We start from the raw sequence: 13,062 nt of genomic DNA, 5'->3' as shown, positions 1-13,062 counted from the left end.
ATGCGCTTTCTCTTCAAGACCTCGTACGAGCAAGACATTCGCCTCGCCAAGCATGGCGGCCATGTGTTCTGGTACAGCCTCCTGTGCCTGGCCCTCGTCGCCGCGCCCTGGGTGGCGCCTGAATACTGGCTGGCTCAGCTCACCTTTGTGCTCATCTACGCCATCGTGGGCCTGGGGCTGATGCTGCTGGCGGGCTTCACGGGGCTGTTCTCGCTAGGGCATGCGGCGTTTTTGGGGGTGGGGGCGTACACCCAAGCGGTACTCACGGGCATGGGCTGGCCGTTTGCGCTGTCGCTGGCCTGCGCGGCGGGGCTGTCGGCTGCGGTGGGGGTAGTGGTGGGGTTGCCCGCGCTGCGCGTGAAGGGCATCTACCTGGGCATGGCCACGCTGTCGTTCGGGTTCATCGTCGAAGAAGTGTTCGCGCGATGGGAGTCGGTAACGGGTGGCAACTCGGGCAAGCACCTGGTGCCGCCACAGATCGCGGGCTACTCGTTCGAGACCACGGAGTCGTTCTACTTCTTGTGTCTGGTGATTGCGGTGGTGAGCACGCTCGCCATCCTGAACCTGCTGCGCTCGCCCACAGGCCGCGCGTTTGTCGCCATCCGTGATTCAGAGATTTCGGCGCAGAGCATGGGCATCCACCTCGCGCGCTACAAGACGCTGTCGTTCTCCATATCGGCCGCGCTTGCAGGCATCGGCGGGGCGTTGTACGCGCACAAGCTGCAGTTCATCTCGCCCGACCAGTTCAACATCCTGCAGTCCATCGACCTGCTGCTGATGATCGTGATCGGTGGGCTGGGCTCGGTGCACGGCGCCTTTTTGGGCGCGATCTTCCTGATCTCCATGCCGCAGCTCATCTCCCTGGGCAAGGACTGGTTGCCGGACTCCATCGGCCAGTCGCCCGGCCTGCAGGCGGTGGTGTACGGCGCGGTGCTGATTGCGTTTGTGCTGTTCGAGCCCATGGGCTTGTATGGCCGCTGGCTCAAGGTACGCACCTGGCTGCAGATGTTCCCGTTCTATCGCAAGGGCCTGTTCAAGCGGCAGAAGTCTTTCCAAAAATCCGACAGGTTGAAATGACAGAGATGACCAACGAAGTCCTGCTTTCGGCCCAGAACTTGAGCGTCCGCTTTGGCGGCGTGCTGGCGGTCAACAACGTGAGCTTTGACGTGCGGCGCGGCGAGGTGTTCACCCTCATCGGCCCCAACGGCGCGGGCAAGACCACGGTATTCAACCTTATCAGCCGCATCTACACGCCCACCACCGGCACCATTGCCTATGCGGGCCCCGGCGGCGCCATGCTGCCGCTCACCGACCAGCCGCCGCACAAGGTGGCGGGCCTGGGCATTGCACGGACGTTTCAGAACATCGAGCTGTTTGAGCACGCCAGCGTGCTGCACAACCTGCTGATCGGCCGCCACACCCGGCAGCACAGCAGCCTGTGGGCCGAGATGTTCTTCACGCGCAAGGTGCGCGAGGGCGAAGTTCAGGCGCGAGAGAAGGCCGAGCAGGTCATCGACTTTCTCGACCTGCAGCACTACCGCGACACCATGGTGGCCGGCCTGCCCTACGGCGTGCGCAAGGTGGTCGAGCTGGCCCGCGCGCTGTGCACCGAGCCGCAACTGCTCCTGCTCGACGAACCCTCTTCGGGCCTGAACGTGGAAGAGACCGACGACATGGCCTTCTGGATCCAGGACATCCAGCACGAGCTGGGCATCACGGTGCTGATGGTGGAACACGATATGTCGCTGGTGTCCAAGGTGTCCGACCGCGTGCTGGCCATGAACCAGGGCGAGGTGGTGGCCATGGGCACGCCGCGCGAGGTGCAAACGCATCCAGGGGTGATCGAGGCGTACCTGGGCACCATCGACGATGTGAGCAACCTGCGCCGCCCAGCGGGTTCCAGCATGGGAGTCCGCACATGAGCGCCGTGTTGTCCACCCCCGCCACCATCACAGCGGCCAACGCCGCCGACCAGCCCCTGCTGCGCCTGCAGAACGTGGAGAGCGCCTACGGCCCCATCAAAGCCATCCGGGGCGTAAGCCTGCAGGTGCGGCGCGGCGAGATCGCCGCCGTGCTGGGCAGCAACGGGGCGGGCAAGACCACCATCCTCAAGACCATCAGCGGCATCATCGACCCCCGCAAGGGCTCCATCGAATTCCAGGGCGCCGACATCACCGCCAACGACCCAGCCGCGATCGTACGCAGGGGACTCATGCATGTGCCCGAGGGGCGCGAGGTGTTTCCGCTGCTGTCCGTTCGCGACAACCTGCTGATGGGCGCCTACACCCGCGCCGACAAGGACGCAGTAGCGCGCGACATCGAGACAGTGTTCGGCTACTTCCCCATCCTGAAGGAGCGCGCCGCGCAGGATGCGGGCCTGCTCTCGGGCGGCCAGCAGCAAATGCTGGCCATCTCACGCGCGCTCATGGCCAACCCTGAACTCATTCTGCTGGACGAGCCCAGCCTGGGCCTCTCCCCCAAGCTCACCAAGGAGATCTTCGAGATCGTCGTACGCATCAACCGCGAGCGCGGCACCACCATCCTGCTGGTGGAGCAGAACGCCAACATGGCGCTCAACGCATCGGACTACGGCTATGTGCTGGAGAACGGCCGCATCGTGATGGAAGACAGCTGCGAGCGCCTGCGCGAGAAGGACGACATCAAGGAGTTCTACCTCGGCATGAAGGACGAAGGCGTACGGGGCGAGCGGCGGTGGAAGAAGAAAAAGACCTGGAGATGACATGAAGCTCCCCCTGAGTCGCTTCGCGCCTTCCCCCTCTCTCGACTCGCTGCACGAGTCGGGAGGGAGACGCCCCCAGCGCGGCGGGGCGGCCCTTGCGCGGGGGCACTGGCCTTGGCCCCGCCAGTTTCATACGCTGCAAATGAAGCAATGCGGAGTGGACCACTGACATGTCGAATCTTTGGGACCTCGATCACATCCAGCCCGCTGGCACCGACGTGCTGGCGGGCGACACCATCGCCGCCATGTTCTGGAACGCCGTGGCCGAGCGCGGCCCGCGCGTGTGGATGCGCCAGAAGGAGCTGGGCATCTGGAAGAGCTGGACCTGGGACCAGACGGCCGAGGCCGTGCGGGAGATTGCCGGCGGCCTGATGTCGCTGGGGTTTGCGCCGGGTGAGTGTGCATCCATCCTGTCCAACACCAACATCGAATGGGTGCTGGCCGACGTGGCCGTGCTGAGCTGCGGCGGCGTGGCCAATGGCATCTACCCCACCGATGCGGCGGCGCAGGTGCACTACCTGTGTGAAGACTCGCGCACCACCGTGCTGTTTGTGGAAGACGACGAGCAGCTCGACAAGGCGCTGGAAGTGCGCGGTCAGTTGCCTCTCCTGCGCAAGGTGGTGGTGTTCGACATGGAAGGCCTGCGCAGCCTGAAGGACCCCGATGTGCTGAGCCTTGCGGCCCTGCGCGATCTGGGCCGCGCCTGGAATACACAACACCCCGACGCACTGATGCAGCGCGTCAAGGCCTGCCGCCCCGAAGACCTGGCCATTCTGGTCTACACCTCGGGCACCACCGGCAAGCCCAAGGGCGCCATGCACACACACGGCGCACTGACCTACACCGTACGAGGCTACAACACCCTCATCTCGCGCAGCGAGGCGGACGAGACCATGTGTTTTCTGCCGCTGTGCCACATCGCCGAGCGCATGGGCGGTGAATACTTCTCGCTCTACACCGGTGCGCGCCTGAACTTTGTGGAGAACCCCGACACCGTGCCCGAAAACGTGCGCGAGATCGCACCCACGGTGTTCACTGCCGTGCCGCGGGTGTGGGAGAAGTTCTATTCCGGCGTGATGATCGCCCTGAAGGAATCCACGCGACTGCAGCAGGCGGCCTATGCCTGGTCGATTGGTGTGGGCACGCGCATTGCAGACCGCGTGCTGGCGGGCCAGCCGGTGGGTGGCCTGCTGAAGGCGCAGTTCATGCTCGCGCGCTTTCTGGCGCTGAACAATGTGCGCAAGCTCATCGGCATCCACCGCGCCCGCTTCCTCGTCACGGGGGCAGCCCCCATCTCGCCCGAGCTGGTGAAGTGGTACCTGGCGCTGGGCGTGCCCATGCTGGAGGTGTGGGGTATGACCGAGACCTGCGGCGCCTCCACCGGTGTGCCGGCCAGCCGCATCAAACCCGGATCCATTGGCCCGGCCGCCAGCTACAACGAGGTGCGCATCGACCCCGCCACGGGCGAAATTCTGGTGCGTGGCCCCAATGTGTTCAAGGGCTACCTCAACCAGCCCGAGAAAACCGCTGAAACCATCGACCCCGAAGGTTGGCTGCACACGGGGGATGTGGGCCTGATCGACGCCGATGGCTACCTTCGCATCACCGACCGCATGAAGGACATCATCATCACGGCGGGCGGCAAGAACATCACGCCGAGCGAGCTGGAGAACGAACTCAAGTTCAGCCCCTACATCACCGACGCGGTCGTGATTGGCGACAAGCTGCCCTACCTCACGGTGATCATCATGATCGACCAGGAGAACGTGGAAAAGTATGCACAGGACAACGACGTGCCGTTCTCCAACTACGCCAGCCTGACCCGCACGCGCGAGGTGCAGGAGCTGATCCAGAGCGAAATCGACCGCGTGAACGCCAAGTTCGCCCGCGTGGAGCAGATCAAGAAGTTCTTCCTGCTCGACACCCAGCTCACGGCCGAGGATGAAGAGCTGACGCCCACCATGAAGCTCAAGCGCAAGCTGGTGCAGCAGAAGTACGCCCCCCAGATCGAGGCCATGTACCTGTAGGCGCGCGCGGCAAGCAACCACAGGCCACGCCCATCAGGATAGGGAAAGTGCTGGTGCCCCACCCCGGGCATCGTTCTATAACGAGCGATCGTTTTTGTTTCGATCCAACCGAAGGAGACGTGCCATGAAGTTTCATCACATCGCCGCGCTGGCCCTCGTGGCCATGGCCGGTGCCTCCGCCCAGGCGCAGCCCAGCCAGGGCGTGAGCAAGGACACCATCACGCTGGGCTCCATCCAGGATCTGTCGGGCCCGCTGGCCGGGTTTGGCAAGCAGGTGCGGCTGGGCATGATGCTGCGCGTGGACGAGGCCAACGAGCAAGGCGGCGTGAACGGCCGCAAGCTGGACCTGAAGGTGGAAGACTCGGGCTACGACCCCAAGAAGGCCGTGCTGGCCGCGCAAAAGCTCGTGAACCAGGACAAGATCTTCATGATGATCGCGCACATCGGCACCGCGCAGAACCTGGCCGCCATGCCCGTGCAGTTCAGCAAGAACGTGATCAATTTCTTCCCCGTGACGGCCGCGCGGGAAATGTACGAGCCCTTCCACAAGCTCAAATATTCGTTTGCCGCCACTTACTACGACCAGATTCGCCTGGCCGCGCCCAAGCTCATCAAGGAAAAGGGCGCCAAGAAGATCTGCACCATTTATCAGGACGATGAGTTTGGCCTGGAGGTGATGCGCGGCGGCGAGGCGGCGCTCAAGTCCATGGGCATGGACTTCACCGAGAAGACCTCGTACAAGCGTGGCGCCACCGACTTCTCCTCGCAGGTTGCCAAGATGAAATCGTCCGAATGCGACTTCGTGATCCTGGGCACCATCATCCGCGAGACCATCGGTACGATTGGCGAGGCGCGCAAGACGGGCTTCAACCCTACCTTCCTGGGCTCCAGCGCGGCGTACACCGACCTCATCCACAAGCTGGGTGGCAAGCCGATGGACGGCCTGTACGCCACGATGACGGTGCAACACCCCTACCTGGACGAGGCCAGCCAGCCCATCCGCTTCTGGGCCAACAAGTACAAGACCAAGTTCAATGAAGACCCCACCGTCTTCTCGGTCTACGGCTACAACGCCATCGATGCCTTCATCAAGGCCGCCCAAAAGGCAGGCCCCAACCTGAGCACCGACAGCTTCATCAAGGCCATGGACACCATGGTGATCCCGCCCGACATGTTCGGCAGCGCCGAGGGCACCTTTGGCCCGCAAAAGCGCCTGGGCAGCGACCTCTCGCGCCTGTCGCAGATCCAGGACGGAAAGTGGAAGGTGGTCTCCGACTACGTCAAGCCATGAGCGCCTGATCCGCTTCCTTCAAGCCGCCTTCGGGCGGCTTTTGCGTTTCAGGGGGTGCATCCGGGCCCAGTCAGTGGCAGAATTTAACCAAGCAGTAACTTTGCATAAATAACCTGGTTGCCCCACCATGATCGAACGCACCCTCTTCCAGCCCGACCACCAGGCCTTTGCCGACAGCTTCCGCCGCTTCATCGAGAAAGAGGTAACGCCCCACCATGCCGAGTGGGAAGACCAGGGCTACGTGGCCCGCCAGGTGTGGAGCCAGGCCGGCGCTCATGGCTTTCTGTGCATGAGTCTGCCCGAGGAATACGGCGGCGCCGGGGCCGACAAGCTGTACTCGGTGGCGCAGATGGAAGAGCTGGCGCGTGCCGGCACCACCGGCATCGGCTTTGGCCTGCACAGCGAGATCGTGGCGCCGTACATCCTGCACTACGGCACCGAGGCGCAAAAACAAAAGTATCTGCCCCAGATGGCCAGCGGCGCCATGGTGGGCGCCATCGCCATGAGCGAGCCCGCTGCAGGCAGCGACCTGCAGGGCATCAAGACCACGGCCATCAAGAGCGCCGACGGCAGCCACTACGTTCTGAATGGCAGCAAGACGTTCATCACCAACGGCTGGCACGCCGACCTGGTCATCGTGGTCGCCAAGACCGACCCGGCGGCGGGAGCCAAGGGCACCAGCCTCTTATTGGTCGAGCGCGGCATGCCCGGCTTTGAGAAAGGCCAGCGCCTCAAGAAGATGGGCATGAAGGCGCAGGATACGTCCGAGCTGTTCTTCAACGACGTGAAGGTGCCCGCAGAGAATCTGCTGGGTGGCCCCGCGATGGAAGGGCGCGGCTTTATCTGCCTGATGGAGCAGCTGCCCTGGGAGCGCCTGCAGATTGCCATCACCGCCGTGGCTGCCGCCCAGGCGGCCATCGACTGGACGCTGGACTACGTCAAGCAGCGCAAGGTCTTTGGCCAAAGCGTGGCGTCATTTCAGAACACCCGCCACACACTGGCCGAGCTGCAAACGCAGGTGCAGGTGGCACGCGTGTTTGTGGACAAGTGCTGCGAACTCATCGTGAAGGACCAGCTCGACACCGAGACGGCCAGCATGGCCAAGTACTGGACGACGGACCTGCAGTGCAAGGTGATGGACGAATGCGTGCAGCTGTTTGGCGGCTACGGCTACATGTGGGAATACCCCATCACCCGCGCCTATGCTGACGCCCGGGTGCAGCGCATTTACGGCGGCACCAACGAGATCATGAAAGAAGTGATTGCACGTGCCATGGGCCTGGGCAAATAGCCGTATGCACCGCGCCATGAGCCACGCAGTGCACGATGCTCCGCACAGCGCCCGTCATAACGCGCCAATGGGCGCCGAATGCCGTTACAGATACCAGGCGGCGCGCGCTTCCTCAGGGCTGAGTGGCGCACCGGGGCGGCGGTCGGTCACATTCAGCCAGGAGCGCACACCCTGGCTGCCGCTCAGCGCGCGCATCAGCAGCAAGCCTGCGCCAATGCCGCGTATGGCCGCCGAGCTGCGGCTAGGGGCCATGAAGGCCGCCACCGCCAGCGCGCTGGACGCCGCCAGCACGACATGGTGCTCCAGCGCAAACCCTTCGCGCGTGTCGTCGTATTCGATGGCGCTGCGCGCGATGCGCTGCAAAGCAGGGGATGTATTTCGTTCCATAGCCAGAAATGTAGATAGCAACCGCCGAAAGATAGTGCAAAAACCACTGCACCCTCGTCAGAAAGCACCTTGTAGCGGCGTGGGCCAGCCCAGCTGCTTCACCACGATACCCGCTTGAAGTTTAGAGAAACCACCGGAGACCATTCATGACCGAAGCCTATGTATTCGACGCGCTGCGCACCCCGCGCGGCAAGGGCAAGAAGGACGGCACCCTGCACGAGGTCAAGCCCATCGACCTGCTGGTGGGCCTGCTGACCGAGCTGCAAGCGCGCCACCGCTTTGACACGGCGGCGGTGGACGACGTGGTCATGGGCATCGTCTCGCCCGTGGGCGAGCAGGGCTCGGTGCTGCCGAAGGTGGCCGCGCTCAAGGCAGGGTGGGACTTTCGCTGTGCGGGTGTGCAGGTCAACCGTTTCTGCGCCTCGGGCCTCGAAGCCGTGAACCTGGCCGCGCAAAAGGTGCGCAGCGGCTGGGAGGATCTGGTGGTGGCGGGCGGCGTGGAGAGCATGAGCCGCGTGCCCATTGGCTCCGACGGGGGCGCCTGGGCGCAAGACCCCGCCACCAATTCTGAGACGCTGTTCGTACCCCAGGGCATCGGCGCCGACCTGATCGCCACGCTGGACGGCTACACCCGCGCCGATGTGGACGCCTTCGCCGTCGAATCGCAGCGCCGCGCCACCGCCGCGCGCGCGGCGGGCTACTTCAAGAATTCCGTCGTTCCCGTGCGCGACTTCATCGGCCAGACCATCCTGGCCGAAGACGAATTCATCAAACCCAAGACCACGCTGGAGGGCCTGGGCGCGCTCAAGCCATCGTTCGAGCAACTGGGCGGCATGGGCTTTGACGCCGTGGCGCTGCAGCGCTACCCGCAGGTAGAGCGCATCCACCATGTGCACCACGCGGGCAACTCGTCAGGCATTGTGGACGGCGCCGCCGCCGTGCTGATCGGTAACGAGGCCGCCGCCAAGGCCCACGGCCTTACGCCCCGCGCGCGCATCGTGGCCACGGCGCTCAGCGGCGCCGACCCCACCATCATGCTCACCGGCCCCGTGCCCGCCGCCAAAAAGGCGCTGGCCCGTGCGGGCATGACCATCGACCAGATCGACCTGTTTGAAGTGAACGAGGCCTTTGCTGCCGTGCCCATGCGCTTCATGCGCGAGCTGGGCGTGCCCCACGACAAGGTCAATGTGAACGGCGGCGCCATCGCCATGGGCCACCCGCTGGGCGCCACGGGCGCCATGATCCTCGGCACCCTGATTGACGAGCTGCACCGCCGCCAGCTGCGCTACGGCCTGGCCACGCTGTGCGTGGGCGGCGGCATGGGCATCGCAACGATTGTTGAACGTATCTGAACGGGCAGGAGACAAGAACATCATGCAAACCATCCGCTACGAACTCATCCCCGCCCAGGGCACCGACGGCGAAGTGGCCGTCATCACGTTTGACGAAACCAACTCCCCCGTCAACACCATGTGCCGCCAGTGGCAGCAAGAGCTGGGCGAGGTCACCGCCCAAGTGCTGGGCGACCGCGAACGCCTGGGCGCTGCGCTTAAAGGCATCGTGCTGGCATCCGCCAAGACCAGCTTCTTTGCGGGTGCCGACCTCAAGGCCACCATGCGCCTCACGCCCGCCGATGCGCCCAACGCGTTTGGCGAAATCGAGCGCATGAAGAAGCATTTCCGCACGCTCGAAACCCTGGGCATCCCGGTGGTGGCCTGCCTCAACGGCGCCGCGCTGGGTGGAGGCTGGGAGGTGGCCCTGGTGGCCCACTACCGCATCGCCGTGGCCGACCCCAAGGTCCAGTTTGGCCTGCCCGAGGTCACGCTGGGCCTGATGCCGGGCGCCACCGGCGTGACCAAGATGACGCGCCTGCTGGGCCTGATGGGCGCGCAGCCCTACATCCTGGAAGGCAAGCTCTTCAACCCCGCAGAGGCGCTGGAGCTGCAACTGGTGCACGAGCTGGTGGCTACGCGCGAGCAACTGCTGCCCGCCGCCCTGGCCCACATCGCCACCCACCCGCACGCGGTGCAGCCGTGGGATGACAAGAACTACAAAATGCCTGGCGGCACGCCCGCCAACCCCAAGATTGCAGGCGCCCTCACCGTCGCGCCCGCCATGCTCAAGAAGACCACGCGCGGCCGCTACCCCGCGCCCGAGGCGGCGCTGGCCGCCATGGTCGAAGGCGCCATGGTGGACTACGACACCGCCCTGCGCATCGAAAGCCGCTACCTCGCCCGCCTGATGACCGGCCCCGTGGCGCGCAACATGATCAACACGTTCTTCTTCGACATGAACGCGATCAAGAGCGGCAAGTCGCGCCCCGGCTCGGCCCCACGCTACAAACCCCAAAAGGTCGGCATCCTGGGCGCGGGAATGATGGGCGCGGGCATCGCCTGGGCCCAGGCCAGCCGGGGCATTGCCACCGTGCTCAAGGACGTGAGCACCGAGAAGGCCGAGGCGGGCAAGGCCTACAGCGCCAAGCTCACCCAGGCCCGCGTGGACAAGGGCCGCATGACGGCCGAGGCGCAGCAGGCGCTGCTCTCGCGCATCACGCCCACCGCCAGCGCGTCCGACCTGGCGGGCTGCGACCTCATCATCGAAGCCGTGTTCGAAAGCCGCGACCTGAAAGCCAAGGTCACGCAAGAGGCCGAGTCACAACTGGCGCCCGGCGGCTTCTTTGCCAGCAACACCTCCACCCTGCCCATCAGCGGCCTGGCCACAGCCAGCAGCCAGCCCGAGAAGTTTGTCGGCATCCACTTCTTCAGCCCCGTGGACAAGATGAAGCTGGTGGAGATCATCCGCGGCAAGGCCACCGACGACGAGACCGTGGCCCGCGCGTTCGACTACGTACAGGCCCTGGGCAAGGTGCCCATCGTGGTCAACGACTCACGCGGCTTCTACACCAGCCGCACTTTCGGCACCTTTGTGATGGAAGGCGCCGCCATGCTGGGCGAAGGCATCCCCGCCGCCGCGATTGAAAACGCCGCCATGCAGGCCGGCCTGCCCGTGGGCCCGCTGGCCGTGCTGGACGAAACCGCACTGACCCTGAGCGTGCATGTGCTGGACCAGACCCGTGCCGACTTCGCCGCCGAAGGCAAGACCTACACCGCCACGCCCGGCGAGCTGCTGGTGGAGCGCATGGTCAAGGAGTTGAAGCGCCCCGGCCGCGCCGGTGGCGGCGGGTTTTACGACTACCCCGCAGGCGCCAAGAAGCACCTGTGGCCGGAGCTGAAAACGCTGTTTGAAAAGCCCGGCGTGGAATGGAGCGTGCAGGAGATCCAGGACCGCCTGCTCTACCGCCAGGCCATCGAGACCGCACGCTGCCTGGCCGAGGGCGTGCTGACCAGCGTCCATGACGCGAACATCGGGTCGATTTTTGGGATTGGATTTCCGGCGTGGACGGGGGGGGCGATGCAGTTCATCTATGGAACAGGCATCGAGGATTTCTTCAAGCGCGCGGATGAGCTAGCGCAGAAGTATGGGCAAGGGTTTGAGCTAGGCGAGAAGGTTAAAGACACTATAAAAAATTCCCGGCCGACATACTGAACTACAAGGAACTCATCTGAAGCATCACTATCATCGCCATCCTTCGTACGACTCATTTGAAGGATGAACACACTTACGCAAGAGCGAGCAGAGCAGCTCGCGAACGAGATCTACCGCAAAGCGACACCGGTCATTCACATTCACAACCTTGGAGGGAAACGCTGGCGACGGAATGTCCCCCCGACCGATGGGCGCTATGGTCCATGGCTCCAAGCGAAGTACACAGTTCTGAATTCCGGGCTTTGGGGAGACCGTGTCCCATGCCTTTATCTAGTAGCAGGCCGTCATGACGGCGTCATTCGCTATGTTGGAATTTCTCGGAATCGCATGCGTGATCGCTGGCGAGAATCACCGGCGATAGATTATGAGACTGGGTTGAAGATCGAAAACCAACTCTTTCATAGCCAATGTTGGCGACACTTGGAAATCGAACTGCGCAATGCGAGCGTGACTGATTCCGAAGTCCGGTGCATCAACGGCCATGATCTGCGCGCCGCTATCGAACGCCTGGGGCCTCCGCTCTCTGGCTTTGCTGCATTGGGCGATGATCCGGAAGGCATTGCAGCAAGTGTTGAGCGCTGGATGTGTAACAACAAGAGCCCCCGACTGGTCTCGTGGAATACAGCAATGACCGGGAAAAGGAAATAATGCCACCTCGGCAACCTTGAACAGGAGCCTGACTACTTCACTCAGTGCAAATTGGTCATGCCTCAATCAATTTGCCGAAGTTCTGATTCAGCGCCGCGTTGAAAGAACTGCAGGCGTGCACTTTAGTCGCCTCTATAGAGTCACGGGTTAAGCGCAACCGCTCATTGCCTCCCGCGCAGCGGCTGATCTGGACACTGCACCACCAGCGCGGAAACCTCCTCCTAGACGCCCGCTTCTTTCAACCCCAACATCCCCCGCGCCTCCTGCGGCGAAGCCACCTCCCGCCCCGCATTCCTCGCGTATTCCGCCAGCTTCTCAATCAACGGCCCGTTCGAATCCGCCTTCGCCCCATCCGGCAGATAGAACGTGTCTTCCAACCCCGTGCGCAAATGCCCGCCCAGCTCGGCCACGCGCTGGTGCACCGGCCAGATCTCGCTGCGACCGATGACGGTGGCCTGCCAGGGGGCGTCCTTGATCTTTAGCTTGAGCAGGATGGGCAGCAGGTCCGGGTCGGCCGGCATGCCGGATTCGACGCCCATCACAAAGTTGTATTCGGGCAGGCGCTCGGTGTACATGCCGGTCTGCACATACATCTCCACGCAGCGCACGATGCCTACGTCGAAGCATTCAAATTCGGGCAGCGTGCCGGTCTCCAGCATCACGTCGATGAAGTCCTTGACCTTGGCGGGCTGGTTGTCGAACAGCATGGGCGGCCAGGCCCAGGTGCCGTTGCTGCGCACCTTCAGGTAGTTGAGCGAGCCGGCGTTGCACGCGGCCATCTCGGGGCGGGTGGCGCGCAGGCAATCCAGCGGGCCTTGGTAGTGGGGGCCGACCACGCCGGTGGTCTGGTTGATGATCAAACCCGGGCAGGCCTCGCGCATGGCCTGCACGCAGTCGCGTGCGACCTGCGGGTCCCAGCTGGGCAGGTGGCCCTTGCCGGGCTCCTGGTTGCGAAAGTGCACGTGGACCACGGCCGCGCCTGCGTCATACGCGCGGCGGGCTTCTTTGGCCAGTTGCTCGGGCGTGACGGGCACGTGGTGCTGACCGGGGTCCGTCAGCACGCCGGTGATGGCGCAGGTGATGATGGCTTTGTTGCCGTGGTCGGTGCTGTGCATGGGGCCTGTCTCCTTCA

At 64.0% G+C, this 13,062-nt stretch carries 11 protein-coding genes; 9 read left to right on the top strand and 2 right to left on the bottom strand.

What is annotated here, in order from left to right; all coding sequences use genetic code 11:
- From ACODSM_RS12250 to ACODSM_RS12225, 6 genes are all read left to right on the top strand, one after another.
- On the top strand, positions 1–1,077 hold the full coding sequence (locus ACODSM_RS12250; protein ID WP_209816223.1) for a branched-chain amino acid ABC transporter permease: 1,077 nt from the start codon (positions 1–3) through the stop codon (positions 1,075–1,077).
- 5 nt (positions 1,078–1,082) lie between these two features.
- On the top strand, positions 1,083–1,922 hold the full coding sequence (locus ACODSM_RS12245; protein ID WP_295944422.1) for an ABC transporter ATP-binding protein: 840 nt from the start codon (positions 1,083–1,085) through the stop codon (positions 1,920–1,922).
- A complete protein-coding gene (locus ACODSM_RS12240; RefSeq protein WP_295944423.1) occupies positions 1,919–2,740 on the top strand; it encodes an ABC transporter ATP-binding protein in 822 nt (273 codons plus the stop codon). The genes ACODSM_RS12245 and ACODSM_RS12240 overlap by 4 nt, the downstream gene beginning before the upstream one ends.
- 170 nt (positions 2,741–2,910) lie before the next feature.
- Positions 2,911–4,767 (top strand): AMP-dependent synthetase/ligase, encoded by a 1,857-nt coding sequence (locus tag ACODSM_RS12235; RefSeq protein WP_488805445.1) that lies wholly within the window; start codon positions 2,911–2,913, stop codon positions 4,765–4,767.
- 124 nt (positions 4,768–4,891) lie between these two features.
- Positions 4,892–6,058, top strand: a complete 1,167-nt coding sequence (locus tag ACODSM_RS12230) for an ABC transporter substrate-binding protein (protein WP_488805444.1) — start codon at positions 4,892–4,894, stop codon at positions 6,056–6,058.
- 127 nt (positions 6,059–6,185) lie between these two features.
- Positions 6,186–7,349, top strand: a complete 1,164-nt coding sequence (locus tag ACODSM_RS12225; protein WP_488805443.1) for an acyl-CoA dehydrogenase family protein — start codon at positions 6,186–6,188, stop codon at positions 7,347–7,349.
- Between the two features lie 84 nt (positions 7,350–7,433).
- Here ACODSM_RS12225 and ACODSM_RS12220 read toward each other — a convergent pair whose 3' ends face one another.
- The gene (locus ACODSM_RS12220; protein ID WP_225581100.1) at positions 7,434–7,736 is read right to left on the bottom strand and encodes a hypothetical protein; all 303 of its coding nucleotides are present in this window, start codon (positions 7,734–7,736) and stop codon (positions 7,434–7,436) included.
- Positions 7,737–7,882: 146 nt separating this feature from the next.
- Here ACODSM_RS12220 and ACODSM_RS12215 point away from each other — a divergent pair, with 146 nt between their 5' ends.
- From ACODSM_RS12215 to ACODSM_RS12205, 3 genes are all read left to right on the top strand, one after another.
- Positions 7,883–9,088 (top strand): acetyl-CoA C-acetyltransferase, encoded by a 1,206-nt coding sequence (locus ACODSM_RS12215; protein WP_488805442.1) that lies wholly within the window; start codon positions 7,883–7,885, stop codon positions 9,086–9,088.
- A gap of 22 nt (positions 9,089–9,110) precedes the next feature.
- Positions 9,111–11,282, top strand: coding sequence for a 3-hydroxyacyl-CoA dehydrogenase NAD-binding domain-containing protein (locus ACODSM_RS12210; protein WP_488805441.1), 2,172 nt, complete (start codon positions 9,111–9,113; stop codon positions 11,280–11,282).
- Between the two features lie 375 nt (positions 11,283–11,657).
- Positions 11,658–11,930 carry a hypothetical protein gene (locus tag ACODSM_RS12205; RefSeq protein ID WP_488805440.1) on the top strand — a complete coding sequence of 91 codons (273 nt, stop codon included), beginning with the start codon at positions 11,658–11,660 and terminating at the stop codon, positions 11,928–11,930.
- Positions 11,931–12,151: 221 nt separating this feature from the next.
- On the opposite strand, the gene ACODSM_RS12200 is transcribed toward ACODSM_RS12205, so the two are convergent.
- Entirely contained in the window at positions 12,152–13,045 is an 894-nt protein-coding gene (locus ACODSM_RS12200) for a beta-keto acid cleavage family enzyme (RefSeq protein WP_488805439.1), read from the bottom strand.
- Positions 13,046–13,062: the final 17 nt, after the last annotated feature.

Source organism: Acidovorax sp. FG42, assembly GCF_057809195.1.
Note: the sequence above shows the minus strand (reverse complement) of the source record. Positions and strands in the feature narration are given on the sequence as shown.

Coding starts and splice junctions, on each gene's coding strand:
- ACODSM_RS12230 (WP_488805444.1), top strand. CDS start 4,892: ATGAAGTTTCATCACATCGCCGCGCTGGCCCTCGTGGCCATGGCCGGT.
- ACODSM_RS12250 (WP_209816223.1), top strand. CDS start 1: ATGCGCTTTCTCTTCAAGACCTCGTACGAGCAAGACATTCGCCTCGCC.
- ACODSM_RS12245 (WP_295944422.1), top strand. CDS start 1,083: ATGACCAACGAAGTCCTGCTTTCGGCCCAGAACTTGAGCGTCCGCTTT.
- ACODSM_RS12220 (WP_225581100.1), bottom strand. CDS start 7,736: ATGGAACGAAATACATCCCCTGCTTTGCAGCGCATCGCGCGCAGCGCC.
- ACODSM_RS12235 (WP_488805445.1), top strand. CDS start 2,911: ATGTCGAATCTTTGGGACCTCGATCACATCCAGCCCGCTGGCACCGAC.
- ACODSM_RS12200 (WP_488805439.1), bottom strand. CDS start 13,045: ATGCACAGCACCGACCACGGCAACAAAGCCATCATCACCTGCGCCATC.
- ACODSM_RS12240 (WP_295944423.1), top strand. CDS start 1,919: ATGAGCGCCGTGTTGTCCACCCCCGCCACCATCACAGCGGCCAACGCC.
- ACODSM_RS12225 (WP_488805443.1), top strand. CDS start 6,186: ATGATCGAACGCACCCTCTTCCAGCCCGACCACCAGGCCTTTGCCGAC.
- ACODSM_RS12210 (WP_488805441.1), top strand. CDS start 9,111: ATGCAAACCATCCGCTACGAACTCATCCCCGCCCAGGGCACCGACGGC.
- ACODSM_RS12215 (WP_488805442.1), top strand. CDS start 7,883: ATGACCGAAGCCTATGTATTCGACGCGCTGCGCACCCCGCGCGGCAAG.